Origin of the sequence: Paenibacillus algorifonticola (genome assembly GCF_050481745.1) — a bacterium.
GTDB classification, from domain to species: domain Bacteria; phylum Bacillota; class Bacilli; order Paenibacillales; family Paenibacillaceae; genus Pristimantibacillus; species Pristimantibacillus algorifonticola_A.
Map to the genome: position 1 here is coordinate 300986 of NZ_JBCNGR010000008.1, position 24674 is coordinate 325659.

Consider the following 24674-nt stretch of genomic DNA (forward strand, 5'->3'; position numbering starts at 1 on the left):
CTTGTCGAACCCAAACAGCCGCCCTGACGGCGGCACATGCCATTCCATTATCCATTAGAGCAATTTAAAGCGGGTGATTTGGTCGAACTGCTGCTCCGCCATTAAGATTGGACGCTGCTTAGGGCCAAACAGATCAAAATGCGGATAATGGTCGCGGTAGTGAATATACCGGGGATCGAGCCCATAGGACGTGCACCACTGCGCCAGCTTGTCTATATTGGAGCAGCCTACCTTCGTTACCGTCTTCATGCCCGGAAAGCGCGGGTCCAGCCAATAATGCGTCAAAAAAGCGATCTCGCCGCTCTGCACCCGTTCCTTCCAAGCATTCATTTCGGTTCTGGATATGCCAAATGCCACCCGTCCATCTCCTTATTCCATTGGTAAAATATGCTTAACGCGGCCTACTTGCCCATCCGTCAGCCGAACTTTAATGCCATGCGGATGCGTGCCGGAGTTCGTCAGCAAATCCTTGACGATGCCCCTCGTCAGCTTGCCTGTACGCTGATCCTGCTTAAGCACAATGTCGACCTGCTGGCCCGGCTTGATTGCCGCGCGATTCGTTCCGTTCATGCGTTACCCTTCCTTTTCAAAAAAGCGTGGTGAACTAAAGTTTGCACTTGATTACGACTTTTTCAAAATATAAGCATTTATAAGTTACAGTCTTATAATCGGCTTATATTTCTCGGAATGAAACGCGCCACGCCGCCAGAGGATGGCGATAGCCGTTTCACCTTGCCATATTTCATACTTTTCTTTCAAAATAGCATAGCATATGTGCAGGAAAGATGCACATGAAGGGTACAACCTGTTATACTTAACACCAAACGATGTTTTATGAAATGAGGAAATTGTCTAATGTCAACTGATTTTACTGCAATGGGCGTCATGCCGGAGCTGGCCTCGCGTCTCCATGAGAACGGAATTACCGAGCCAACCCCGGTTCAAAAGAAATCGATTCCCGTGCTGCTTGCGGGACAAGACGTCATTGCCCAAGCTCAAACCGGAACAGGCAAAACGCTTGCCTTTGCCTTGCCTATATTGCAGCGCATTCAAGTGCACAAGGAACAGGTGCAGGCGCTTATATTGACTCCAACCCGTGAGCTCGCTATTCAAATTACGGCAGAACTGACGAAGCTTGCTCCGACTGTTGGCGCTACGGTGCTAGCTGCTTATGGCGGGCAGGATGTTGTCGCACAAATTCGCAAGCTGAACAACGCTCCCCATATCGTTGTAGCAACACCTGGACGATTGCTTGACCATATTCGCCGGGAGACGATCAACCTGGGCAAGCTGAAAATGCTCGTGCTTGATGAGGCTGATCAAATGCTGCATATGGGCTTCCTGCCAGAGGTCGAGAACATTATCGCGCATATGCCTAGAGCTCGCCAGACGATGCTGTTTTCAGCTACGATGCCGGAAGCGATTAAGCGCCTTGCTGCCAACTACATGAATACGCCAGTCGATATTCGTATTCAAAGCACGCATGTAACGCTGGACAACATTAAGCAATTCGTTATTGAAACGACAGATCGTGGACGTGAACGTGCCGTTATGCAGCTGATTGAGCAGCATAACCCCTATTTGGCCGTTATTTTCTGCCGGACGAAGGTGCGGGCCAAAAAACTGAATGCTGCCTTGCAGGATAAAGGCATTCCTTCGGACGAGTTGCACGGCGACTTGACGCAAGCAAAGCGCGAGCAAGTCATGAAGCGTTTCCGCGATGCCAAACTGCAAATTCTCGTCGCAACGGATGTCGCTGCGCGCGGGCTTGATGTAGAAGGCGTCACCCATGTTTACAACTATGATGTGCCACAGGATTCGGAAATTTATATTCACCGCATCGGCCGTACGGGTCGTGCAGGACAGCGCGGGACAGCGGTAACTCTCTCTTCGCCGCATGATCGCGGCGCTGTTGCTCATATTGAGCGCAGCATTGATGCTTCGCTGCAGCGCTTTACGATTGATGAAGAAGGCCAATTGACAGCCGACAGCACGAAACGCTCAGCAGCTCCAGCCAAAGCATATGGCCGAGGAGATTCCTCCTCTTCAGAGCGCGGCGGCAGAGCACGCGGCGGACGCGATTCGGGACGATCCGGCCAGCAAGGTCGCCGGGGCGGCGAATCCTCTGGTGGACGCGGCCGCCAGCAAGCTGGCGGCAGAGGTCGTGGACAGCAGGCTGAACGGTCAGCTGCTCCAAGCAAGTCCGGCGGCAGCCCATGGGAAACAGCAAGCGGCGGCGATTCTGGAAGCAAGCGTGGCGGCAATGGAGGGCGCAGCTTCGGCGGCGGTGAACGCAGTGAACGTCCTGCTGGTCCTCGCAGCTTCGGCGGCGGTGAGCGCAGTGAACGTTCCTCCTCAGGTGCACCGCGCAGCTCTGGAGCACGCAGCTCCGGTGGACGCAGCTCCGGTTCTGGCAGCGGCGGTCGCAATTCCGGCGGTACCAGCCGTGGCTCCAGCCCTTCCCGTGGCGGCGGAGCTGGAAGCAGCCGCGGTCGCAAAAGATAAATTAACATTTCAAGCAGCTTTCCGTCGATTCCTATCGGCGAAGGCTGCTTTTTTCATCCCTCCCAGGCATTCGCCTCAGTAACATCCTTCATAAATCGCTGGAGTTAGCGGCCTTACTAGCGCCCAATTATAAATGACCCATGACAGGAGTCCATTCCAAACAGGGCGAAATACATACAATACTTTATACCGAGCAGCAGGGAAAAGAACATTTAAATGAAGAAGCACCCTAAGCCGGAAATTAACTGTACAGGAGGAATTAGCATGTCTGGTGTACATGGAGGCTTCACATCGACGGGTGCCATCCTGGTCCTGTTTATTCTTCTGGTCATCATAACTAAAGGATTTTTGTACTAATCCTAACCCAACACCGTATGCAAAAAACCGCCAGGATTCGTGCTCCCGGCGGTTTTTTCTGTGTTTTACTGCTCCTGCTGTGCAAGGAGCAAGGCTCACTTTTTATTTTCACCCTTACGCCTAAGCAGCCGCAAGCTCCGCTTAATGCTCTCAGTTCCTGCAAAGCTCAGCGTTCCTGCCAAAATAGCATTATGAAGCAGCTTAAGCCCCACATTGTATGTCAGCATGCCGATTACGATTTCAATTAGGATGAAACGCCTAATATCTGCTGAAGTAATGACGTACACTTTAAAGGTTTGGACGCGCAAGCAGCAATCACCTCAGGAATGGTATTTATTACCCTACCCTATGATGCCGACAGATTGTCTCATTCATCATGCTTGGAAGGCTGCCACTGTTACGCTTATGTTGAACCTTTACCTGCTATTTTGTGTGTCCCCTCATTATTGCAAATCTGTCCGGCGATAAGTGCGAAGCAGCTCAAGCTCGCCTTCTGTCAGCTCGCGGTAGCTTCCCTCTTCCAGCCCAGTGTCCAGCGCCAAAGGGCCCATGGCCACTCGCTTTAAATGGACAACCTGTTTGCCTACTGCCTCAAACATCCGCTTCACCTGATGGAATTTCCCTTCCATAATCGTTAGGGTAATTATCGACATAACGCCATCATCCGACTGTTCCTGGCTCCGTACATTCAATCGCGCAGGCATCGTCACATACCCATCATCCAGCTCAACGCCTGCAGTAAACTGATCCTGATCGGCACGGCCTACATTGCCTCGCACGACAGCCTCATACGTTTTGGGCACATGCTTGCGCGGCGACAGCAGCTCATGGGCAAGCTGCCCGTCATTAGTCAGCAGCAGAAGGCCAACCGTATCCTTGTCCAGTCGTCCGACCGGAAACGGCTGAATCGCTTGATCCTCATTTTCGAGCAAATCAATAACCGTCTCGTCTTTGCGATCCTCCGTCGCCGATACAACTCCTGCAGGCTTGTTCATCATAAAATAAGCAAATTCCCGGTATTTGACCTGCCGTCCTTCGAACCTGACCTCGTGTATTTCGGAATTAATGATCATGCCGCTATCTTTGACAACAGCTCCGTTTACAGTCACGAGCCCCTGCTTGACGAATTTTTTAATTTCACTTCTCGTGCCGTTGCCCGTATGGGCCAACAGCTTGTCCAGCCTTAATTTTGCTGCCAACACGATCTCTCCTTCAAATATCATCTTCCCTCTTTATGCAACAAACCCCCAAAGGCGCTCGCTTGTGCGCCACTGGAGGTTTGTTATTAGCTTTGCGTACCCTTCTTCGCCCGCAAAACCGCCGCTTCAACGTCAAGAGCAAGCTGCTGGAGCCCGAACAAATCCTCCTGCTCCCACATTTCATTAAACTTCATCTGGAATTGGGCTGCCTCCCGGACACGGTGGTAAAAATAAAGATCCTGTATCGTGCTGAGCACTTTGCTGACTACATTCGAGCTTTCCTCGAAGCCGCGCTGCGCATCCAAAATTTCATGGCGAATGCTCGACATCTCCTCATCCAGGGATGAGGCTGCCTCCGCCGCCTTTTTGAGACGCAGACGCACGTCCTCAGGAAGGCTTTCCTTATATTTATAGTTCAGCGAGTGCTCGATCGTCGCCCAGAAATTCATCGCCAGTGTGCGAATCTGAATTTCTGCCAATACCTTTTTCTGACCGAGCGCTGTTTGGACAGGATATTCCACGATCATATGATAGCTGCGATAACCGCTATCCTTGTAATTCGTAATATAATCCTTCTCATTCACAAGCCTTAAATCTTTGCGCGAACGAATTAATCCGGCAACCCGGTGAATATCATCGACGAACTGGCACATAATGCGAATGCCCGCAATATCCTCAATCCCTTGCTCCAGCTGGTCCGCTGGCACATGCAGCCGCCTTGCCTTCTCCAAAACGCTCGAAACCTTCTTCACTCGGCCTGTGACAAATTCAATTGGCGAATAGGATTCCCGCCTTTTCAGCTCTACGCGCAGCGTTTTAAATTTAACTTTGAGTTCTTCAACTGTTTGCTCGTAAGGCTGTAAAAATAGATTCCAGTCTCGTCCATCCATCAGGGCCGCCTCCTCATCTTATCTATGGTCTGCGCCGATAGCCTCCGTTATGCTGCGGTAGCCATCTTTGCGCAAGCGCTCTTTCAAGCCGCTGGTCAATTCACGCAGCAAGCCTGGGCCCTTATAGATTAAGGCCGTATATACTTCAACCAACGAGGCCCCAGCGCGGATTTTATCGTATGCATCAGCAGCAGTGAAAATGCCTCCCGAGCCAATGATCGGCAGCTTGCCCTCCGTCTGACGGTAAACCGCGCGAATAACCTCCGTCGATCGCTCGCGCACTGGCACGCCACTGAGGCCGCCCATTTCCCCAGCATTTGAATGAGTAAGTCCAGTGCGTGACACGGTCGTATTCGTCGCAATAATGCCGGAAACCCCGCTGTCCTTAATGGTTGCTACCGTCAGCTTAAGCTGCTCATCCGTCATGTCCGGAGCAATTTTGACTAGCACTGGCTTCGCGCTTTTACCTGATTTCGACGCCTGCTGCCTGATTTCCTCCAAAACGGTATCAAGGAGCAGTCTCAGCTCATCCCCATGCTGCAGCGCACGCAAGTCCGGCGTATTAGGCGAGCTAATGTTGACGACAAAAAAATCGCCCTGCCCGTAAAGCGCCTGAATGCATAATCGATAATCCTCATGCGCAAGCTCATTGGGCGTTACTTTGTTTTTTCCGATATTGACAGCCAGCGGTATGCGATGTATTTTGCGCTTATTCAGCCGCTCTGCCATCGCATCAACGCCATCATTATTGAAGCCCATCCGGTTAATCAGCGCTTCATCCGGCGGAAGACGGAATAGTCTCGGCTGCTCATTGCCTGGCTGGCTTTTCGGAGTTACCGTTCCAACTTCCATAAAGCCGAAGCCGATGCTGGAAAAGCCGTCTGCTGCCTTCCCGTTCTTATCCAGCCCCGCCGCAAGCCCTACCGGATGCGGAAAATGGATGCCGAATAAATCCACGGCAAGCTCCGGCGTCTCATTTACTCCGTACATCGCATGCATGATGCCCGTCATGCCTGGCACACGCCCAGCAGCATGCAATCCATCTATAACCAAATGGTGGGCTTTTTCCGGATCCATGCGAAAAAATATTGGTTTACCCAATGAAGAATAAAGCAATTATACTCACTCCGATCTGCAATAAATGTCCTACCCAATAGTGTAGCGTTTTTGCCGAGAAAAGAAAAGGGCAATACCGCCCCTTTGTTATTGCGGCAGTTTCCGAAAACGATTACAATATGACTATATTCCTTACTTACTTAGAAAGAGGTTGATTGCCATGAGTTCACCCAAACGCAAGCCACCCACAGTGAAAGCAAAAACGCCAGAGGAAGTTAATAAGAAAGCAATCGTCTGGATAGGTGCTGCTGTTGGAGTTGTCATTGTCGCCGTCACCGTCTTGTTGTTGGTTAGCGGTTAATCAGCCTAGCCAGTGATACACTTTACCGGGATTCGTCTCGTCCTGACTCGGATTCAGCTTGAAGCGCTCCTTGGATTCCGTAATTTCGGACGGCAGAGTCCCGTTTTTAATTTTAACGACCGTCCCCATCGGTACCAGATCAAACAGCTCCTCTACATCCTGCTTCCCCATCCGAATGCATCCGAGCGATTCATCCTGACCGAGGCTATCCGGCTCATCCGTGCCATGGATGGCATAAAGCGTACTGGAAAGCGTCATCCCCCGGCTGCCGAACTGGCCATTATCGCGCCCATTCGGATTTTTCACTTTCTCGCTAATATAAAAGCTGCCTTCAGGCGTTTTGTCGCCACCAAGCCCAACCTTGAAGCTGCGGACGATAATGTCGCCACTTACAACTGCGAGCCTGTACGTTGACTTATCCACGACGATTTCGAGCGGCTTGCGCCAAGTTTCGTCCACTCCGCCTACTAATTGATCTGAATGGCTTTGCATATACTGCGATTGACGTTGCCTTGAGTCTGTCTGCGGCTTGTCGCCCTCTGCCTCAATTTGCTGCTGCGCAGGCTGTTTCGCCCCTGACTGATCCGTTTTCATTGCGGCAACGAGCGGCTTAAACATCTCCTTCATGCCAGATGCGTCACCAGCCAGAACATTGTTGGGGTATGGCTTAATGAGATCATCCAGCTTTTCCGGCCACCTCTCGTTCATCCGCTTGTACTGATAGATGGCGCTGGCAAGCGTCCAACGAACCTCCTGTTGCTCGCTCCAAGCCATGAACTTCGTTTTCACCGTAGAAGCATCAGCCGGTTTGCAGCTGCATACTCCACCATCAAGCATCTTCACTTCCATCGGCACATAATCGGACTGCTGCTCCACCGACATCAGCAGCTTGCGATTGCCTGTCCATTTGCGCCAGCCTTCCTGCTCTTCCAGCTTGACTACAGCCGCTTCAGACGGCCGCTTGGACCAGGACAGCAGCTCTTCCCAAGCGCTTCCGATTGGATTGCGCTCACCCTTGTCCGTCAGCACAACGCCAAAGGTTGGATCAATGGGTGCATCGATAATAGCCTTCGCTTCTGCCGCAGCGAGATCAGCCAGCTGGCTTGCGTTTGAAGGCATAACCATTAGCAGCAGCACAAGCGAAATCGCTCCCATAATCGCGCGGCGAATCGTCCGTTTTTTACGCTGCTGGCGATTCCATTCCTCCAGCATTTCCTGCGGGCTTTCGGCCAGCGGATGAGGCTTGCGCTCAAACGCCTCGTAAATTTCCCCTGCTTGAATGAAGCAATAATTCGCTTTCGCCGTTTTATCCAACTGCAAATATTGCTTGCCGAGCAAATACCAGGCCATTTTATTGTCAGGATGATTTCTAACATATTGCTTCAGATAGAGGTTATCCTCTAATTGCTCCATCATTAACCCCCCTCAAAGTCCAATAACACTATATCGGCAGCATTTACCTTTTTTTTGACTCAAGTGCAAACGGCTTTGCCATCCTTCGGTGGCAAAAGCTCGTTTCGCGTAGAAATAGAAGCATAATGATAAGCGTCAGCCTTATCTATTCTTCTATATTCAAGTGCAAACGGCTTTGCCATTCTTCGGTGGCAAAAGCTCGTTTCGCGTAGAAATAGAAGCATAATGTTAAGCATCAGCCTTATCTATTCTTCTATATTCAAGTGCAAACGGCTTTGCCATTCTTCTATGTTAATGCCCTCTTCGCACACAAAAAAGCTCCCCATCTACGCAGTGCAACTTCTGCATAGTTGAGGAGCTTAGGTTTGAACTAGGTTTAGTTAAAAGGCGCGTCTGCGATTTTAATCGAATCAGTCGGGCAGCCGTCTACTGCATCTTGCATATCGTCATAAAGATCTTCCGAGATTGCAACACAGCCTCTATTGCCATCGTTACCGAAAATCACCTCTGCCAGACCTTCATCATCGTAATCATAAATGTCAGGAGCCGTTGCGCCGCATGCGCCGCATGCAATGCAAGTATCCTTTTCTACCCAAGTGTACTTAGCCATTCAAAATACCTCCCATAAAGTGACGGAATAATGCCGCTATATAGCTTGTCTTCCGTTAATGACATCATAATAATAAAGCTTCATTCATCAATATATACCATCATTCAGCCTTTGGCAACCTGACACTGCGATTAAAAATCTTCCTTTTGCAGCGAAGTGCCCCGCAGCCGCTTATTGCGAATAAGTGCTGAGGGATCAGCGCTGAGCATCCCCGCCGTTAGCACCGCATCCTCACCAAACTTGTCCCGCAGCAAGTCCATCGTCTTTGTGAGCGCTTCCTTCCGCGGCTGCTCCTCATAATTGAACAAATCCAGCTGGACCGCTGTATCCACCTCAGGCGACAAATTTTGCAGTGTAACTCCCAGCAGCCTCACCGGCTCTCCCTCCGGCCAATGCTTGTCGAACAAGCGGCACGCTTCCTGAAAAATAACTTCCATCGCATGCGTTGGCGAACGAAACGTATTCGAACGGGTAATGGTCGTCATATCCGGCCTGCGTACCGTAATTTGCACCGTAAGCGCCATCAGCTTTTGCCGTCTAAGCCGCCGTGCTGTCTGATCCGCTAAATTAAGCAGAACACGGTGAATGTCTTCCTTTATGATAAAATCCTTCGGCAGCGTCGTCGTATGGCCGATCGACTTGTTCACTTCCCGCTCCCCATTCACAGGAGAGTGGTCAATGCCATTCGCTGCCCCTTTCATCCACGCTCCAACGACGCCAAACTGCTTAATGAGCAGCCGTTCATCCGCCTGCGCAAGCTGTCCAATTGTGCGAATATTGAGTCTGGCCAGCTTGTCTGCCGTCTTTTTCCCTATGCCGAATAGCACGCCGCACGGCTTGTCCCATAGCACCTTGGGCACATCCCGAAGCCGCAGCACCGTCATCCCATTCGGTTTTTTCATATCCGAGGCCATCTTCGCCAGCAGCTTATTCGGGGCAATGCCAATGGAGCTGGGCAACTGCCATTCCGTACGAATACGCTCCTGCAAAGCGCTGGCAATTTCCAGCGGCGTTCCGAATATTTTTGATCCGGTTATGTCCATATAACATTCATCTATAGAAACAGCTTCCACCAAATCTGTATAGCTTCTGGCAAGCGTCATGAAACCTCGTGAATATTTGCGGTATAAATGGAAGTCCGGCTGAATAAGGATGAGTTCAGGACAACGTCTAAGCCCCTCCCGCACCGTCATGCCCGTCTTGATCCCAAGCTTTCTGGCAGTGTATGAGCAGGTGACGATAATGCCCTTGCGCAGCTCCACGCTGCCAGCAACAGCTGTTGGTTTATTTTTATACTTATCAGGCTCCTCCGCCTCATGGACAGAGCAGTAGAAGGCATTCATATCCAGATGCAAAATGACGCGGCCCTTCACCGGATAATGTTCATTCGTATTCGTCATTGTAGGGTTCCACCACCTGCGAGGAGCTCCGCTTGAACGCTAAGTCTCCACCGTTGTTTATTTGTACCTATCAGCATACCGCTGCCGTTGTGGCAAGTCAATTGAACAAAAGCGAACCGCAAAAGTCACAAGCGTAAACGGCTATCGCCGCCCTCTGGCGGCAAAGCGACCGTTTCGAGGGTGGAATATATAAATGTATCAAGGGTGAAACTTATACATTTACCCTCTACATTCCAGTCAACTAGTGTTATAATAATTCATTATAATTGCAAAGGCTATCAGTGAAGAAGGAGGCCTTCTGGCCATGACAATGAATTTAACTATTTTTGACACCACGCTGCGTGATGGTACGCAAGGAGAAGGCATCAGCCTATCAGCGGAGGACAAGCTGAAAATCGCTTTAAAGCTTGATGCACTAGGCGTTCATTATATCGAGGGCGGTAACCCGGGAAGCAATAGCAAGGATATTGAATTTTTCGAGCGCGTTAAAGCGTATAATTTGAAAGCGAAAATTACGGCATTCGGCAGTACTAGACGCAAGTTCAGTCTGGCTCACCAGGATGCCAATTTGCTTAGAATTAAGGAATCCGGTGTTCCTGCGGCAACACTAGTCGGAAAATCATGGGATTTCCACGTACACACCGCTCTGCAGACGACGCTTGAAGAAAACATAGCTATGGTCTACGACTCACTTGCTTTCCTCAAGCATAACGGTATTGAGGCGATGTTTGATGCCGAGCATTTCTTCGACGGCTACAAGCATAACCCGGAATATGCGCTGGCTGTGCTGCGCAAGGCGCAGGAAGCGGGTACGGATTGGCTTGTGCTTTGCGATACGAACGGCGGCACGCTGCCGGGTGAAATTCATGAAATTGTGTCACGCGTCCGTGCTGAGCTGAATGCTCCGATTGGCATTCATACACATAACGACTGTGAGCTAGCCGTTGCCAACTCGCTTGCTGCTATCCAAGCCGGAGCCCGCCAAGTACAAGGCACGATTAATGGATATGGCGAACGCTGCGGAAATGCCAATCTTTGTTCGATTATTCCAAATTTGCAGCTTAAAATGGGCTATAACTGTTTGCCAGATGACAAGCTGAGCTTGCTAACAGGAACCGCACGTTTTGTCAGCGAGATTGCCAACGTTCATATGCCTGTTGGTCAGCCTTATGTCGGCAATGCAGCTTTCGCCCATAAAGGCGGAATCCACGTGTCGGCGATTATGAAGGATTCCAAAACCTATGAGCATATCGCACCGGAACTCGTTGGCAACAAGCAGCGTATTCTCGTTTCCGAGCTGGCTGGCCAAAGCAACATCATTTCCAAGGCTCAGGAGCTTGGCCTGGATGTGAATGCCAACAATGACAAAACGAAGCAAATTATGGAGCGAATTAAAGACTTGGAGCATCAAGGCTATCAATTTGAAGGTGCTGACGCATCGCTTGAGCTGCTGCTTAGGGAAGCTTTTGGCGAGGTTGAAGAAATTTTCACGGTCGAATCCTTTAAAATGCTGGTTGAAAACTCTCAAGGTGTACTCCATACTGAGGCGATCGTCAAGCTGAACGTTGGCGGCGAGCAGGTTTATACCGCTGCGGAGGGCAACGGCCCTGTCAATGCGCTCGATAACGCCCTAAGAAAGGCGCTCGTGCAGTTTTATCCAAAAATCAAGCAGATTCATTTGTCCGACTACAAAGTTCGTGTAATCGATGAGAAAGACGCTACAGCGGCTAAAGTGCGCGTGCTTGTAGAGTCAACCAGCATTGATAACACGTGGAGCACCGTGGGCGTTTCCAACAATGTAATCGAAGCAAGCTGGGAAGCGTTGGTTGACGGCATTCGCTACGCTCTGCTCAACATGGGCAAGCCTGATGCCATTGACACCCCTGTAACCGAGCAGCATGGACTAGTAAACCACTAAAACCGTGCATAAAGAGCAACTGAACGATAATAAAAGGCATTCCTCAAGCCATCAGTTACAACTGGCTAACAGGAATGCCTTTTTTGTGCTGTGTTAAAATGGTCGAATGCTATTTTTGCAAGCCGCTTCGTTTATGATCCCTCTTATGCGCCTATCTCAGCGCGAACTGCTGTGTGCCTGGCTCTCATTCGGAAAAACATGCCCATGCTGGCAATCGTCAAAAAACTCCCAATAAGCTGCGCAGTATTTAAATATTCATTAAGAAGAAAATAAGCCAAAATCATGGCCAGCACCGGCTCGCCGATAATCGCCATCGAAACGTTAGTCGCCCCAATATGCTTCAGCAGCATATTAAACACCAAATGTCCGAAGATCGTTGGAATAATCGCAAGCAAGACGAAATACATCCATTCCTCCGCCGCATACCCCGTCAAAGCAATATGATTGACGAGATTGTAAATGAACATGACTGTTCCTGCAATCAAAAATACGATTAAGCTATACAGATTCGAAGGCAGGCTGCTGCTGACCTTTTGCCCAGCTATCATATACACAGCAACCGCCATCGTTCCAAGCAAGGACAATAAATCGCCAAATAATGCCTCACGCGAAATTCCGATATCTCCCCAAGCGATAACGAAGGAGCCTAATACCGCCATTGCCATACAAAGGCTGCCCGCTATCGTCTGACGCTCTTTAAATAGAAGAAACGAGCCTAGCATAACAAAAAAAGGCTGCAGCGTTATAAATACCATGGAGCTCGCAACAGACGTATATTTCAGCGATTCCATCCAAAGCAAAAAGTGCAGGCCGAGAAAAAAGCCTGCACAACTTAAAACCATCCACTCTTTGCCGGTTAAACGAATCGTCCGCAGCACCTTCCACGGCACAAGCGGCAGCATGATAGCGACGGTAATAAACAACCGGTACATCCCCGCCACCGAGGAAGGAGCATTCGAGAACTTAATAATAATCGACGATATCGCAACAGCCAGAACGGCAATAAACAACCAAGCATAAGGGTGGAGCCATAATTTCTTCTGTTCAGTATTCATGATCGTATATGCTCCCTTGATTGCTTATGAATATTTTTCAATGAGACGATCCCATTCCGAAAGCGGAATGACGCCATTGATTCTCTCGCGAATGACGCCTTTAGAATCGATTAGAAAAGTCGTTGGGAATGTATTAACCTTATATTCCTTCGTGACATCCCCCTCACGATCCATCAAAATCGTAAACGTAAATTCATGATCCAGAACGAATTGCCTTGCCGCACGCTCTTTATCAAACTTAGTTGAATTAACGCCATACATTGCGATTTTATCCCCGTACTTCTCATGAAGCTCCTGCAAATCAGGTGCCTCCAGCTCACAAGGGCCACACCATGACGCCCAAAAATTCACGAAGCTGAGCTTGCCCTGCTCGCCACCAATTTTGTACATCTGCTCATCAAGCGCTTGAAGCTCAAATTGCTGGGCAGAATATCCCGCTTTCGGCTTAAAATCCCCTGAAGCAGCAATAATTGCGCTGTCTTTCTCCATATATTGCGAAATGGCCAAGCCAGCCAGCACAAAAGCTACTATAAACCATGCGGATGCCTTCTTCATTTTCCCAAATCCTCCTGCCAAATTCATGCTTTTATCTGCTTCTATCGTAACACGGCCGGCATGACAAGCTCAAGAAAAACAGCCTTCCTTCATTAAACCGTCATATCCGCCATGTTTTCCCCTTTTATTTTAGGTTAAAATAAAACAAATCATACCTATACCTATTCGATATAGGATTGACGGGAGGGCATTTGCGTGAAGTCGCACCTACTACAAATAACAACCCAGGCTTATGATCAGCTCATTGCCGCCTGCCTTGAAGCACTGCCCAGAGAAGCCTGCGGCATTTTGACAGGTGAACGAGATATCGGCAAAATAGTGGACGTGACCGCTATTGCCAACATCCATTCTTCCCCTGCCACCGCTTTCGCTTTCGCTCCAGACGATTGGGTAAAGGCTTATTATCGCATGCAAAAAAGCCGGCAATCGCTGCTCGGCTTCTTCCATTCTCACCCAACGTCGCCGCCCCATCCTTCAACTGCTGATGAGCTCGGCATCCATTCGGATGATTTATTATTGTCGTATTGGATTATTTCTTTGCAGCAGTCTTTGCAGCCTGAAATACAAGCTTATTACTACATGAACGGATGCTTTCAGCCAACGCAATGGGCTATCGTTGACTGAGATAAGCATACAAGTCGCCAAGGGTATTTATATTCCGCTCAAAAATACGCCGCAAATACACCTGCCACAATTCCGCCGTCATTAAAGAATCCTCCAGCGCGTGATGCCGCTGTGTAATCGTAATGCCGCTGTCTTCCAGCAAATCATCCAGCGCATAGCTCTCACGCTTCGGCTCCAGCCACTTGGCGACCATCATCGTATCCAATACGCGATGGTTTAAGTTCACTTTCGACGTTCGCCATAACGCAGCGTTTAGAAATTGCTTATCATGTCCTGAAGCATGGGCAACGAGCGGCCGCTTGCCAACAAACTCCATGAAATCATGCAGCACCTGCATCAAATCAGGGGCAGCCTCTATCATTTCATTCGTAATGCCTGTAAGCTCCACAATAGCCCGAGGAATACGGCGCTTCGGATTAACGAGGCTGTAGAACGTTTCCGACGAATAAATTTCGCTCCCCCGCATTAATACGGCGCCAAAGGAAATTATTTCATCGCCATTTGACGGGTAAAATCCCGTTGTCTCCAAGTCGAACACGATAAATTCCATTTCCCTAAGCAGCATGTCAAGCGGGGATTGCTTGCGCTGCTCTTTGTTGACAGAGCGAATAAAAGCCATTTGCTGGGCATTTTGCGAGCCCAGCATAGAGGCTATGGCCGGCGTAAAGCCGCCCATTTTATATAAGCTCCACATCCGTCCCACGCCTTTAGGTTCCTTCATAATCTCCATCCACCGCCTTACACAAGCCTTCCCATCGTGGTTTTATACACTTTGCGCTGCAGCTTCTTTCCAAGCCGCAAGCTTTTCTTTAATTGATCTTTCATCTCTTTAGTCAGCTTGCGAGAAGCTACTTTGCCATTGTTGCCATACCAGCCGTTTTCCGAGCTTTCAATCGATAGCAGCCGGAGCTTAAGAATAAAGAGAAAAGCCTGCTCACATTGCTTAGCTTCCTGCTCCGAAAGCTCCTTTTCTTCCAAAAGCCTCCGCAAGCGATCCATCGTTGAAGACTCACGAATGCCTCGCTGTATCGATAACAAACGAATCGCGTTGACCATAGGAATGTAGGCCCCATATTTAATGTCCAGACTGCCTGCATCCTCTCCATACTGCTCCTTGAGCAAATGGCCGAATACGCCAAGCAGCATTTTGTGCCGCATCGTATTTTCCAGCATGCGTCTAATAATAATCGGCGTTGCCAGCATGTCGGTGAAAAAAATATCCTTAAATTTCCTCATAAGCATCTCGCTTCCAAAAATACAGCGTGCATCCGCTATAATTAGCAAATAACGAACAGCCTCCCAGCTCGGCTCCTTAAACCACAGGTTAATTTGCTCCTCCCATGCTGACAGTGATTTGCACCACTCGGGGTTGCTGCTGAGCACTTCTCCCTCGCATGGTGGATATCCCGCCGTTTGGAGGTAGCTGACAATTAACGCTGATAATTCATTGAAATAGTGCTGCACAGCCGACTCATCACCAGCTGCAAACTCATAAACAATGCCGCTGTCCTGATCGCTGGACAAGGTTTGCTCTTCCCTGCCTCCGCTGCCGAATAATAAATAGGCGTAAGGCACGGGAGGAGAACCCTTCCCCATCCGTGCCATTTCCGCTTCTGCGAGTGCAATCGCCCGGCTGATCACCGTATCATGCATCTCATTCAATTGTTCATTAAACTGTTCGACAGGGCTTGCAAGGAGAGCTTCCTTCATCCGATCATGTACCTGATCCCGCAAGCTGCGCAGCGTGCCCGCTTCTTCGGCCGAGCCGATCTGCTCCAGCAGCTCCACATGCACAGGGTCCGTCATCCGAGTCTCTCCCCTTTAAATCGCCCTTATATTATTAAGAGACTGCGACGAAATAAGTACCGCTAATTTGTTGACAAAACTCCCAAAACCGTGGAGATTTTGTCAACAAAAGCGAGTACTAATTTCCTCTCAGCTTCTAACCTTGCAGGTTTTGACCTGCTTTTTTCATTTGCTCAGGATAACCATAAGCGCCATGCTCACTGAGGTCAAGACCTACAATTTCTTGCTCTTCTGTTACACGGAAGCCCATAACCAGCTTCATTATGCCAAGTACCAGGAACGATGCTGCCAGAACGAATGCGCCACATACAACAACGCTCTCGAATTGTACCCACAATTGTTTCCAGCTGCCTGTATCAAGCACGCCGCCTTGGCCTACGCCCACTTTGTCAGCCAATGCTTGCGTTGCAAAAATACCGTTAGCCAGCGTACCCCAAATACCAGCTGCACCGTGAACCGACATCGCATAAATCGGATCGTCGATTTTCATTTTCTCGAAAAACTTCGCGCTGTAGAATACAAGCACACCTGCTACTAGACCGATTACGACAGCCGCCCATGGATCAACGAATGCACAGGAAGCTGTGATTGCAACCAGACCCGCGAGAGTACCATTAAGGGTAGTTGTAATATCCGCTTTGCCTGTTACAGCCCACGAAATCAGCAGCGAGGAAACCGCACCTGCACCTGCTCCAAGCATTGTTGTGAATGCTACATAACCGAAGAAGCCGTCGCCAATGCTCACCGTGCTGCCTGCGTTAAAGCCGAACCAGCCAACCCACAAAAGCAATACCGATAGTGCTGTATACACTTGGTTATGTCCTGCAATTTCATTTGCAGAGCCATCTTTGTTGAACTTGCCAATACGAGGTTTAAGTAAAATAGTTGCTGCCAAAGCTGCCAAGGCGCCGGATAAATGCACGACCGTCGAACCCGCAAAGTCTTGTGCACCATCTGCTGCAAGCCAGCCGCCGCCCCAGATCCAGTGAGCAACCACCGGATAGATCGCAGCAATGTAGATAACGGTGAAAATAAGGTATGAGGACAATTTAGCACGTTCCGCAAAGCCTCCCCATGCGATGGAAAGCGATACAGCTGCGAAAGCTAGTTGGAAAAGGAAGAAAATAGTTGTTGGAAGCTCATCATTTACACTTGAAATCGCTGGATTAAAGAAGAAATCGCCCCAGCCGATAAAGCTGCTTGTTCCTCCATCGGCATTAGCCGTTCCGAACGCAATACCATAACCGATAGCCCAATAAACCAAACCTGCTAGACCAGCTGTGAAAATCGTTTTGCCTGCAACGTGGCCGGCATTTTTCATTCTGGTCGAACCAGTCTCCAGAAGAATAAATCCGCCTTGCATGAGCAAAACTAACACGAAAGCTACCATGACCCATAAGGAGTCGATCCCCATATTCAATGTTGCATTGGATGGGTCATTCGCAAAAGCCATTGCCGGGAATACTAAGCACATTGCCCCTAGTGTGAATAACATCTTTCTAATCATTACGACCACTCCCTATACGTTATGTTTCCTAACATTTCAGGAAAGACTTAATGTCATTATAGTCAGTATAGTCGCATTTGACAATACGTTTTATTCTATTTTCGAAAAAAATCTAACATTCGACCTTAGGAAAGCGGTTAATGTTAAGTTTTTTCACAGTACCTGCTTGGTTCTGGCAGCTTTTAGCGTGATGGGGTTTAACCTTTGTACTTTTTATCTTCTATATAGGAAGCATCTTCCTAGGCATATTCCCCTTCACTTGCCTTTCGATGTAACACGTTTGACTGTATGGTTACTTTACGATTATCATTAAACATAGATATATAGATAGAAGAAAGAAGGTGTACGGATTGGAATCTGCTGAACGTTATAAAATTGGTGAACTCGCTAAACTAGCCAACATCAGTCCACGAACAATTGACTATTATACTTCTATGGGACTTATCGAACCGGCGGAACGCTCTTCGACGAACTACCGCTTGTATAATTCTGAAACGTTGATCCGCTTGAAACGTATTGAACAAATGAAGCAAAACAAGCACACGCTTGAAGAAATTAAACAATCGCTAGCAGCATGGGACAGCGTAACTGCTGAAGAGCAGGTATCGCGCAAGCTGACCGATCTACAGCTTCGTCTAAGCGAGCTGGAACGAGAGGTTAAAGACTTGGAGCCAGTGATCAAGCAAATGAAGCCTCGCCAGGCCAACAGGCTCTACACTCGTATCATGCCGCAAACGGCAGCTTGTATAGAAGCGCTTATGCTGCTGCTAAACAAGGGGAATTTTATGTAGAGATATACAATAAAAGCTTCGCCCCTTGATCGGAAAGTCAAATATATCATTTGGAGGAATGACGTTATGTTTTTTCACAAAATGGACATCCTCATCCTGATCGCTTTCGCTTTATCGATTTGGGCGCAATTTCGGGTTAAAGGAACGTTCAAAACTTGGTCTACCGTTCGCTCCATGAGCGGACTAACCGGCTATCAGGCTGCACGCAAAATGCTGGATGCCCATGGGCTGCAGCAAGTACAAATTGAACCTGTACGGGGCACGCTAAGCGATCATTATGATCCTATATCACGCAAAGTACGACTTTCAGAGCATGTTTATTATGAAAACTCCATATCCGCTTTGTCCGTTGCCTGCCATGAAGTTGGCCATGCCATTCAGCATCAGGCGAAATATCCGATGCTGGTGCTGCGCCATCGTATTTTCCCGGTCGTTAACATTGCATCCGGCATTGCCCCATTCATGCTGATCGCCGGTTTTTTGTTACAGCAGGCTAATCTGATTGGTCTTGGCATTATCTTCTTCTCCGTAGCAGTAGCCTTTCAAGTCATTACACTGCCTGTTGAATTTAATGCAAGCAATCGAGCGCGCCACATTATGATTGCCGAAGGCTTTATTACAAACGAGGAAGAACGCGGCGTTGCCAAAGTTCTGAACGCAGCTGCCCTTACTTATGTAGCAGCCGCGCTTATCTCCTTGCTTGAGCTCTTAAAATATATTATGATCTTCACATCATCGAACCGGGAATAACAAGCTTGCAGAGCAATACACGATTAACACAGATGAGTGGGCCAGCCAAAGCTTTAGGCTGGCCCACTTTCCTTTTATACAAAAAGAACCGCAGCAACGACCAGAATAAAACTGATCGTTGCTGCGGTTCTTTTTCATCCTGCATATAGCAGTTCTTATTTTAAATCCTCTTGCTTCATCTCATTGAAGTAATGCAGCAGAAAGCCATGGAACACCTTCGCAACGAGCGACAACTTCTCATTAGAACGATGAATGATGCCGATATTGCGAGTCACATGCGGCTGCTCCACGCGCACTTTAGCTGGCTGTAAAATGCCTGTATGATGAAGCGCCATTGCCGGCAGCAGACTGACACCCATACCAGCGGCGACAAGCCCGCGAATCGTCTCCGTCTCCTCGCCCTCGAAGCCGATTTTCGGTGTAAATCCGGCCTCCTGGCACGCTTCCCATACGATGGGCCTTAACGAATAACCTTCGCTGAACAATACAAATGTCTCATCCTTGAGCTGACTCAATCGAATCGAGCTCTCCCCAGCGAGAGCATGTGCTGGCGGCAATATCGCATAAAGCTCCTCTGTCAGCAGCACCTGCCCGCATACATGCTCATGCTCATCCGGGAAAGGAGAAATGAAAGCAAGATCAATCTCACCCTTTACCATATCTCGTATAAGCGACGGATACATCCCCTGCCTAAAGCGAAACTTCACATTCGGATGATGCTTGCGAAAAGCAGCTACAACCTGCGGAATTAAGGATACACCGAGGCTATGCGGAAAGCCAAGCCGGATTTCCCCTTTTTCCGGGTCCAGAAATTCATGTATTTCAACTACAGCCCGGTCCAAATCAGCCAATATGACCTCAGCCCGCTTCAGAAACAAATGACCTACAGGCGTCAATTGCAAATTTCTGCCCTTTTGTAAAAAAAGCTTTACGCCAAGCTCTTCCTCCAATTGATGAATTTGACGGCTCACAGCTGACTGAGCAACATGCAACTCTTCCGCCGCCTGTGTCACATGCTCTTTTCTCGCTACTTTGACGAAATAATAAAGCTGACGAAGTTCCATGATCTCTCCTTATCTTATCCAAACATTATCTCCGGACGATCCGCTGCCTGCGAACCATTGCCCGATCGAATAAACCGTACATGAGGAAGCCGGCAAGGCCGCCACCAACATGCGCCCATAAATCTATTGTCGGCAAAATAATGGAATAAATGATACCTGCTCCCAAAATCATATATACGGTTTTGCGTGAACCATCATCCAGCCAAGCTTTACGGAACAGCGACAAGTATAGATACGCTCCATAAACGCCATAAATCGCACCGGATGCTCCTACTGACAAATGGACAAATTCCCCATTGCCCCCCTCGGTCATAACCGTAATAACTGCACTGAACAAATTGCCGAGCAGCCCGCAAAGCAGATAAAATACACCATACTTCACAGGGCGCAGCAGACGCTCCAAGGGCGGTGCAAACACGAGCAGAGCAAACATATTAAAAAGCAGGTGCTGAAAGCCTCCATGCATAAAGATGGACGTTAAATAGCGCCATGGCTCTTCCAGTCCGTACGGATCTCCATGAAACGTTAAAAAGGCGCCCCAGTGGTACAAGTTTTCTCCGTTAGTCGTTCCGCCATTTAAAGCAACAAATATAAAATAGAGCGTATTTAACGCGATTATCGCAGAAGTTACTGGATAAGATCTTAAATAAACGCGAAAGCTTTCGTATCTTAAAAAAATCATTAGGAATTCCCCCGCTCTAAAATTGGACAATATTGCCGCACTCCGATTATAATAAATGGGTATTGACCATTAACTTTGAGGAGGACGTTAACCATGCCGCAAGAACGTGCTGGAGCTGCCGCATTTAAAGGCAATCCACTTACATTAATCGGACCAGAATTGAAAGCTGGCGATAAAGCCCCTGATTTTCAAGTGAACAAAACACTCGTTGATAGCGTATCCTTGAAAGATTATGCTGGTAAAATCAAATTAATCAGCGTTGTTCCTTCTATTGATACAGGCGTATGTGACGCTCAAACTCGCCGCTTCAATGAAGCTGCTGCTACGCTTGGCGACAACGTTGCTGTACTTACAATCAGCGCAGACCTGCCATTTGCCCAAGCTCGCTGGTGCGGTGCTGCAGGCATTGATAAAGTCGAGCTGCTGTCAGACTACAAACTAAAAAGCTTTGGCGAAGCCTATGGCGTTTACATTAAAGAATTCGGTCTGGATATGCGCTCGATCTTTGTAATTGATGCTAATGATACGATTCAATATGTGGAGTACCTGGCAGAAATGACAGAGCACCCTAACTACGAAGCAGCAATTAACGCGGCTAAAGCGCTCGTATAATCCAGTATACAATCTTTTATCTGCACAAACAAAGCGAGTGAAGGGAAACCTTCCTCGCTTTTTGTACGTTTTATGAGTTTCCGGTCGTCTTAAAAGCAGAGAGCTTCTTGTCCAGCGTTCGATAAAGCTCAAGAATAACCCGGTAGTTCGAGCCAAGGTCGCCAAATGAGCCTCTGGAAGCCGAATAAATATCAACGGCTGCATTTACCGGATTTACGCTAATGACCGACACCGTAATATCCATCGTTCGACCGAAAGCCGTCCGCTTCTCTAGTACAATTTCTCCAACCGATTGCACTTCATGCAGCACCTTGTAGCCCTGCATTTTCTTCAGCGTAGATACGACTTCTTCCCAAGCCTTTTCCTTGGACAACTTGTAAAAATGGGATTTGAGCATCGGGTCTTTGGCTTTATCGCCTGTTTGTTCATGACTGCGCAGCAGCCCGATTACGGTCCGCTTCAACAAAAACGATCTCCCCCTCCAGCATCTTTGTATGTAATATCTATATTAACATGTTTTATTACACAAAAAAAGAACCCTGAGCGTGTTAGCGCAGCAGAGTCTCTTGAGTGTAGATAAAAACCCGCCTATGCCGTCCGACTTACATGTTTCTGAACCTCGCTTTCGCAAGGTGGGTGTCCGCAGAAACGAATTAGAAGTCCCCTTTAGAGGGCATGTCAGCATCGTAACAATTTAGGTCTCCCGAGAAACAGCCATTGGTTCAAAACAACGTAAAGCCGAAACGAACATCGCAGGATGTATTGTTATTATAAACGTTACCTTTACAATTGTAAATGTCTAAACGCTTATTTATTGGACGAGCTCGAATCCCCATCTGTCAGCTCTGCGAATTCGACCTCTTCTGCCTCCTGAGCTAGTCTTGCCTTTTCCGCCTGCTCCTGCAGCTTCTGGTAAATCATGTAGAAATTCCAGAACGACAGATAAGCGATAATGCTGCCCATAAAAAACGGAATCAAAAAGGTGAAGCGTGTGCTGATGTAGATGACCGCACCACTCATTACCGCAGAGGAGAACGAGCGTATTGGACGGCCAATCGTAATCAGAATGGCATTTTTCAACAATTGAAACGTTTTCATGTGATAATGGACAAGCATCGAGAAGAAGTTGAACAAGGAAATCACCAGCAGCAGCAGCAGAGCAATAAAGATATAAGATATTAGGCTATACTGGTCGCGATACACAATAAAATCGACAATCATAATGGCAAACAGAATAGCGTAGAAAAACCCGCCGATCATACTTTGAAGATAATTTTCCTTATATCCTCTAAAGTAAGTTTTGAATAGCGGGACATCCGTTTCACCCATCACCCATTTGCGAGCTACTGCAAACATCGCAGCTGTAGCTGGAAATAAGGTGAAAGGAGCAACAATCGCCATGAAAATCAATGTTGTTTTAACATGGTCCAGATATGCCGCCTCATCAAGTGCTGCAGCATTCCCCGGAAATACGCCCACAAACGCCAATAATACGAAAGGAATTGAACATATTAGCCATAATACGTTGATTACCGATAATCGCATAATCCATTCGGAGATGCGGTAAAAACCTCCCATTAAACCCCTTGGCTCCATGTGATCTGCCCCCACTATTCCGTCTTGTTCCTTACTCATTTGGTTGTGACATGCACCAAAGCATATTATTCAATCAAGCAGGCTGGCTTAATCAAATGAACAATAAAAAAGGGAAAGTCAGGACGCCCGTAAGGCATCACGGACTTCCCCGGTTTCTTAAGCTTGGTTATTCGGGCTTATTTCTTCATCCTGTATAAGAACAGGCTGAAATGACCCTAGTTGTTGTTATTGTTGAAGCCTTCGGACGATGGTTTTGGACGACGGTTCTCGCTAGTGCGAGGTCTGCTGCTGCCGCCATCACGGTTACGGTCGTAGCTGCTGCTGCGCGTGCTGGAGCTCGAACCGCTTCCGCCGCCACGTCTGTCATCACGGCCACGATAGCCGCCACCGCCACTGGAGCTGCGGCCACTGCCGCCGCCAAAGGACGAGGAACCAGAATAACGACGACCATTCGAACGAATGTCCGGCTTGCGTTTTTTCGCGCGAAGCGGCTCTTCCGGTGTTAATTCAATATTGACTTCCTTCTTCTCGCCTGTCAGCAATTTAACGGCCGCTGCAAGCAAGTTAACGGAATCATATTGCTCAAGCAATTGAATCGCAATTGCTTTGTATTCCGTGAACTCTTCTTCTTGAACAACTTCGAGCAAACGCTCAGCTGTCAAGCGTTGTTTGCCTTCAATCGCTTCTGCGATGCTAGGCAAAGGTTTTTTGCTAATTTTTTGACGTGTAACTTTCTCGATGAAATGCAGGTGATCAAGCTCACGAGGCGTTACGAACGACCATGCAGTACCTTCTTTGCCTGCGCGGCCAGTACGGCCGATACGGTGAACATAGCTCTCCGGATCTTGCGGAAGGTCAAAGTTGATAACATGCGTTACGCCCGATACGTCGAGGCCACGAGCAGCTACATCCGTTGCAACCAGCACATCAATGCTGCCGTCGCGGAATTTGCGCATTACGCTGTCGCGTTGGTTTTGGGACAAGTCGCCGTGAAGGCCGTCTGCCGTGTAACCACGTTTTTGCAAAGCTTCGCTAAGCTCATCAACCCGGCGCTTCGTACGGCCGAAGATGATTGCAAGCTCTGGGGATTCCATATCAAGCAAACGGCTAAGAGCTTCAAACTTCTGGCGCTCATGAACCTCAATATACGCTTGATCGATAAGCGGTGCCGTTACTTGCTTAGGAATAACCGACACATGCTCAGGGTTTTTCAGAAATTGCTGGGCAAGCTTCTGAATGTTCGGCGGCATTGTAGCCGAGAACAACATCGTGTGACGCTCGTCCGGCACTTGCTTCAGGATCGACTGAATGTCTTCCATGAAGCCCATGTCCAGCATTTCATCCGCTTCATCAAGAATGACCGTCTGTACATCTTCAAGACGGATCGTCTTACGGTTGATATGATCAAGCAAGCGTCCTGGTGTACCAATAATAATTTGCGGCTTCTTCTTCAGAGCGCGAATTTGGCGTCCAATTTCTTGTCCACCGTAAATTGGCAATGAGCGTAAACCTTTGTATCGAGTCAACTTCCCGATTTCATCAGCTACCTGAATAGCGAGTTCACGGGTAGGCGTCATAATTAAGGCGACAATGCGCTCCTCGCTTGTCGGAATTTTATTAATGAGCGGAATTCCGAATGCCGCTGTTTTTCCTGTTCCTGTTTGTGCCTGACCAATTAGATCTTGACCAGCCATTGCAATTGGAATAGCTTTGGACTGGATCGGAGTTGACTCCTCAAACCCCAGCTCCGTGATTGCTTGCAACACTTTAGGTTCCAAGCCAAATTCAGCAAATGTTTTCAAACTTTCTCATACTCCTTTTATCTGCAGCCTACTTGAAAAATATCCAAGCTATTATAGCATACAATCATACACGTTTACCAGCGAAGCTTAAAAACAGATCAAAAGACGCACGCGTAAGCGT

The 24674-nt window shown here is 48.4% G+C and carries 27 protein-coding genes and 1 other RNA gene; 8 read left to right on the plus strand and 20 right to left on the minus strand.

What is annotated here, in order from left to right; genetic code table 11:
• Positions 1 to 54: 54 nt before the first annotated feature.
• A complete protein-coding gene (locus tag ABEW34_RS08890; RefSeq protein WP_430157221.1) occupies positions 55 to 357 on the minus strand; it encodes a hypothetical protein in 303 nt (100 codons plus the stop codon).
• 12 nt (positions 358 to 369) lie between these two features.
• Positions 370 to 570 (minus strand): YwbE family protein, encoded by a 201-nt coding sequence (locus ABEW34_RS08895; protein WP_056029433.1) that lies wholly within the window; start codon positions 568 to 570, stop codon positions 370 to 372.
• A gap of 285 nt (positions 571 to 855) precedes the next feature.
• Between ABEW34_RS08895 and ABEW34_RS08900 the strand changes: the two genes are divergently transcribed.
• Entirely contained in the window at positions 856 to 2505 is a 1650-nt protein-coding gene (locus ABEW34_RS08900; protein ID WP_430157224.1) for a DEAD/DEAH box helicase, read from the plus strand.
• Between the two features lie 264 nt (positions 2506 to 2769).
• Positions 2770 to 2862 carry a sporulation protein YjcZ gene (locus ABEW34_RS08905; protein WP_081418580.1) on the plus strand — a complete coding sequence of 31 codons (93 nt, stop codon included), beginning with the start codon at positions 2770 to 2772 and terminating at the stop codon, positions 2860 to 2862.
• Positions 2863 to 2957: 95 nt separating this feature from the next.
• On the opposite strand, the gene ABEW34_RS08910 is transcribed toward ABEW34_RS08905, so the two are convergent.
• The 4 genes from ABEW34_RS08910 to ABEW34_RS08925 all read right to left on the minus strand — a co-directional run bounded on the left by ABEW34_RS08910 (position 2958) and on the right by ABEW34_RS08925 (position 6067).
• Positions 2958 to 3170 (minus strand): hypothetical protein, encoded by a 213-nt coding sequence (locus tag ABEW34_RS08910; protein ID WP_430157227.1) that lies wholly within the window; start codon positions 3168 to 3170, stop codon positions 2958 to 2960.
• A gap of 135 nt (positions 3171 to 3305) precedes the next feature.
• Entirely contained in the window at positions 3306 to 4061 is a 756-nt protein-coding gene (locus tag ABEW34_RS08915; protein ID WP_430157230.1) for a pseudouridine synthase, read from the minus strand.
• A gap of 86 nt (positions 4062 to 4147) precedes the next feature.
• Positions 4148 to 4951 (minus strand): GTP pyrophosphokinase, encoded by an 804-nt coding sequence (locus ABEW34_RS08920; RefSeq protein WP_056029444.1) that lies wholly within the window; start codon positions 4949 to 4951, stop codon positions 4148 to 4150.
• An 18-nt stretch (positions 4952 to 4969) separates the two neighbouring features.
• Positions 4970 to 6067 (minus strand): quinone-dependent dihydroorotate dehydrogenase, encoded by a 1098-nt coding sequence (locus ABEW34_RS08925; protein WP_430157233.1) that lies wholly within the window; start codon positions 6065 to 6067, stop codon positions 4970 to 4972.
• 160 nt (positions 6068 to 6227) lie between these two features.
• Between ABEW34_RS08925 and ABEW34_RS08930 the strand changes: the two genes are divergently transcribed.
• The gene (locus ABEW34_RS08930) at positions 6228 to 6368 is read left to right on the plus strand and encodes a hypothetical protein (protein WP_430157236.1); all 141 of its coding nucleotides are present in this window, start codon (positions 6228 to 6230) and stop codon (positions 6366 to 6368) included.
• Here the strand turns inward: ABEW34_RS08930 and ABEW34_RS08935 are convergent, their stop codons facing one another.
• The 3 genes from ABEW34_RS08935 to ABEW34_RS08945 form a co-directional block, all read right to left on the minus strand.
• Positions 6369 to 7781 carry a L,D-transpeptidase family protein gene (locus ABEW34_RS08935; protein WP_430157239.1) on the minus strand — a complete coding sequence of 471 codons (1413 nt, stop codon included), beginning with the start codon at positions 7779 to 7781 and terminating at the stop codon, positions 6369 to 6371.
• A 376-nt stretch (positions 7782 to 8157) separates the two neighbouring features.
• The gene (locus ABEW34_RS08940) at positions 8158 to 8391 is read right to left on the minus strand and encodes a ferredoxin (protein ID WP_338552009.1); all 234 of its coding nucleotides are present in this window, start codon (positions 8389 to 8391) and stop codon (positions 8158 to 8160) included.
• A 131-nt stretch (positions 8392 to 8522) separates the two neighbouring features.
• Positions 8523 to 9791: a DNA polymerase IV gene (locus ABEW34_RS08945; protein WP_430157242.1), complete on the minus strand. Its 1269-nt coding sequence runs from the start codon at positions 9789 to 9791 to the stop codon at positions 8523 to 8525.
• Positions 9792 to 10095: 304 nt separating this feature from the next.
• On the opposite strand from ABEW34_RS08945, the gene cimA reads away from it, so the two are divergent.
• Entirely contained in the window at positions 10096 to 11709 is a 1614-nt protein-coding gene (cimA, locus tag ABEW34_RS08950) for a citramalate synthase (protein ID WP_430157245.1), read from the plus strand.
• Positions 11710 to 11852: 143 nt separating this feature from the next.
• On the opposite strand, the gene ABEW34_RS08955 is transcribed toward cimA, so the two are convergent.
• Both ABEW34_RS08955 and ABEW34_RS08960 read right to left on the minus strand, forming a co-directional pair.
• Complete coding sequence (locus ABEW34_RS08955) at positions 11853 to 12764, minus strand: DMT family transporter (protein ID WP_430157248.1); 912 nt, start codon at positions 12762 to 12764, stop codon at positions 11853 to 11855.
• 24 nt (positions 12765 to 12788) lie between these two features.
• Positions 12789 to 13319, minus strand: coding sequence for a TlpA family protein disulfide reductase (locus ABEW34_RS08960; RefSeq protein ID WP_430157251.1), 531 nt, complete (start codon positions 13317 to 13319; stop codon positions 12789 to 12791).
• Positions 13320 to 13514: 195 nt separating this feature from the next.
• Between ABEW34_RS08960 and ABEW34_RS08965 the strand changes: the two genes are divergently transcribed.
• Positions 13515 to 13943 carry a Mov34/MPN/PAD-1 family protein gene (locus tag ABEW34_RS08965; RefSeq protein WP_430157254.1) on the plus strand — a complete coding sequence of 143 codons (429 nt, stop codon included), beginning with the start codon at positions 13515 to 13517 and terminating at the stop codon, positions 13941 to 13943.
• Here ABEW34_RS08965 and ABEW34_RS08970 read toward each other — a convergent pair.
• From ABEW34_RS08970 to ABEW34_RS08980, 3 genes are all read right to left on the minus strand, one after another.
• Positions 13930 to 14664: a 3'-5' exonuclease gene (locus ABEW34_RS08970; RefSeq protein WP_430157256.1), complete on the minus strand. Its 735-nt coding sequence runs from the start codon at positions 14662 to 14664 to the stop codon at positions 13930 to 13932. The genes ABEW34_RS08965 and ABEW34_RS08970 overlap by 14 nt on opposite strands.
• A 17-nt stretch (positions 14665 to 14681) precedes the next feature.
• A complete protein-coding gene (locus tag ABEW34_RS08975; protein ID WP_430157259.1) occupies positions 14682 to 15749 on the minus strand; it encodes a DUF294 nucleotidyltransferase-like domain-containing protein in 1068 nt (355 codons plus the stop codon).
• Between the two features lie 136 nt (positions 15750 to 15885).
• Positions 15886 to 17256 carry an ammonium transporter gene (locus ABEW34_RS08980; protein ID WP_430157262.1) on the minus strand — a complete coding sequence of 457 codons (1371 nt, stop codon included), beginning with the start codon at positions 17254 to 17256 and terminating at the stop codon, positions 15886 to 15888.
• Between the two features lie 350 nt (positions 17257 to 17606).
• Between ABEW34_RS08980 and ABEW34_RS08985 the strand changes: the two genes are divergently transcribed.
• Both ABEW34_RS08985 and ABEW34_RS08990 read left to right on the plus strand, forming a co-directional pair.
• The gene (locus tag ABEW34_RS08985) at positions 17607 to 18047 is read left to right on the plus strand and encodes a MerR family transcriptional regulator (protein WP_099519670.1); all 441 of its coding nucleotides are present in this window, start codon (positions 17607 to 17609) and stop codon (positions 18045 to 18047) included.
• A gap of 66 nt (positions 18048 to 18113) precedes the next feature.
• Positions 18114 to 18797, plus strand: coding sequence for a zinc metallopeptidase (locus ABEW34_RS08990; RefSeq protein WP_430157265.1), 684 nt, complete (start codon positions 18114 to 18116; stop codon positions 18795 to 18797).
• A gap of 155 nt (positions 18798 to 18952) precedes the next feature.
• Here the strand turns inward: ABEW34_RS08990 and ABEW34_RS08995 are convergent, their stop codons facing one another.
• Both ABEW34_RS08995 and ABEW34_RS09000 read right to left on the minus strand, forming a co-directional pair.
• Positions 18953 to 19861: a LysR family transcriptional regulator gene (locus ABEW34_RS08995; RefSeq protein WP_430157268.1), complete on the minus strand. Its 909-nt coding sequence runs from the start codon at positions 19859 to 19861 to the stop codon at positions 18953 to 18955.
• A 25-nt stretch (positions 19862 to 19886) separates the two neighbouring features.
• Entirely contained in the window at positions 19887 to 20543 is a 657-nt protein-coding gene (locus ABEW34_RS09000) for a rhomboid family intramembrane serine protease (protein WP_430157271.1), read from the minus strand.
• A gap of 93 nt (positions 20544 to 20636) precedes the next feature.
• Here ABEW34_RS09000 and tpx point away from each other — a divergent pair, with 93 nt between their 5' ends.
• Positions 20637 to 21155, plus strand: a complete 519-nt coding sequence (gene tpx, locus ABEW34_RS09005) for a thiol peroxidase (RefSeq protein ID WP_430157274.1) — start codon at positions 20637 to 20639, stop codon at positions 21153 to 21155.
• Between the two features lie 70 nt (positions 21156 to 21225).
• On the opposite strand, the gene ABEW34_RS09010 is transcribed toward tpx, so the two are convergent.
• From ABEW34_RS09010 to ABEW34_RS09025, 4 genes are all read right to left on the minus strand, one after another.
• The gene (locus ABEW34_RS09010) at positions 21226 to 21621 is read right to left on the minus strand and encodes a DUF1499 domain-containing protein (protein WP_056029495.1); all 396 of its coding nucleotides are present in this window, start codon (positions 21619 to 21621) and stop codon (positions 21226 to 21228) included.
• A 111-nt stretch (positions 21622 to 21732) separates the two neighbouring features.
• Positions 21733 to 21917: non-coding RNA, 6S RNA (gene ssrS, locus ABEW34_RS09015), on the minus strand.
• 45 nt (positions 21918 to 21962) lie between these two features.
• Complete coding sequence (locus ABEW34_RS09020) at positions 21963 to 22751, minus strand: YesL family protein (RefSeq protein WP_430157277.1); 789 nt, start codon at positions 22749 to 22751, stop codon at positions 21963 to 21965.
• 215 nt (positions 22752 to 22966) lie between these two features.
• The gene (locus tag ABEW34_RS09025) at positions 22967 to 24553 is read right to left on the minus strand and encodes a DEAD/DEAH box helicase (protein ID WP_430157280.1); all 1587 of its coding nucleotides are present in this window, start codon (positions 24551 to 24553) and stop codon (positions 22967 to 22969) included.
• Between the last annotated feature and the right edge of the window lie 121 nt (positions 24554 to 24674).

Bases quoted from the DNA above. Each gene is read 5' to 3' on its own strand.
- ABEW34_RS09000 (WP_430157271.1), bottom strand. From the start codon at position 20,543: ATGATTTTTTTAAGATACGAAAGCTTTCGCGTTTATTTAAGATCTTAT.
- ABEW34_RS08955 (WP_430157248.1), bottom strand. From the start codon at position 12,764: ATGAATACTGAACAGAAGAAATTATGGCTCCACCCTTATGCTTGGTTG.
- ABEW34_RS08960 (WP_430157251.1), bottom strand. From the start codon at position 13,319: ATGAAGAAGGCATCCGCATGGTTTATAGTAGCTTTTGTGCTGGCTGGC.
- tpx (WP_430157274.1), top strand. From the start codon at position 20,637: ATGCCGCAAGAACGTGCTGGAGCTGCCGCATTTAAAGGCAATCCACTT.
- ABEW34_RS08895 (WP_056029433.1), bottom strand. From the start codon at position 570: ATGAACGGAACGAATCGCGCGGCAATCAAGCCGGGCCAGCAGGTCGAC.
- ABEW34_RS08900 (WP_430157224.1), top strand. From the start codon at position 856: ATGTCAACTGATTTTACTGCAATGGGCGTCATGCCGGAGCTGGCCTCG.
- ABEW34_RS08930 (WP_430157236.1), top strand. From the start codon at position 6,228: ATGAGTTCACCCAAACGCAAGCCACCCACAGTGAAAGCAAAAACGCCA.
- ABEW34_RS08980 (WP_430157262.1), bottom strand. From the start codon at position 17,256: ATGATTAGAAAGATGTTATTCACACTAGGGGCAATGTGCTTAGTATTC.
- ABEW34_RS08920 (WP_056029444.1), bottom strand. From the start codon at position 4,951: ATGGATGGACGAGACTGGAATCTATTTTTACAGCCTTACGAGCAAACA.
- cimA (WP_430157245.1), top strand. From the start codon at position 10,096: ATGACAATGAATTTAACTATTTTTGACACCACGCTGCGTGATGGTACG.
- ABEW34_RS08935 (WP_430157239.1), bottom strand. From the start codon at position 7,781: ATGGAGCAATTAGAGGATAACCTCTATCTGAAGCAATATGTTAGAAAT.
- ABEW34_RS08940 (WP_338552009.1), bottom strand. From the start codon at position 8,391: ATGGCTAAGTACACTTGGGTAGAAAAGGATACTTGCATTGCATGCGGC.
- ABEW34_RS08995 (WP_430157268.1), bottom strand. From the start codon at position 19,861: ATGGAACTTCGTCAGCTTTATTATTTCGTCAAAGTAGCGAGAAAAGAG.
- ABEW34_RS08945 (WP_430157242.1), bottom strand. From the start codon at position 9,791: ATGACGAATACGAATGAACATTATCCGGTGAAGGGCCGCGTCATTTTG.
- ABEW34_RS08990 (WP_430157265.1), top strand. From the start codon at position 18,114: ATGTTTTTTCACAAAATGGACATCCTCATCCTGATCGCTTTCGCTTTA.
- ABEW34_RS09020 (WP_430157277.1), bottom strand. From the start codon at position 22,751: ATGGAGCCAAGGGGTTTAATGGGAGGTTTTTACCGCATCTCCGAATGG.
- ABEW34_RS08905 (WP_081418580.1), top strand. From the start codon at position 2,770: ATGTCTGGTGTACATGGAGGCTTCACATCGACGGGTGCCATCCTGGTC.
- ABEW34_RS08975 (WP_430157259.1), bottom strand. From the start codon at position 15,749: ATGACGGACCCTGTGCATGTGGAGCTGCTGGAGCAGATCGGCTCGGCC.
- ABEW34_RS08970 (WP_430157256.1), bottom strand. From the start codon at position 14,664: ATGAAGGAACCTAAAGGCGTGGGACGGATGTGGAGCTTATATAAAATG.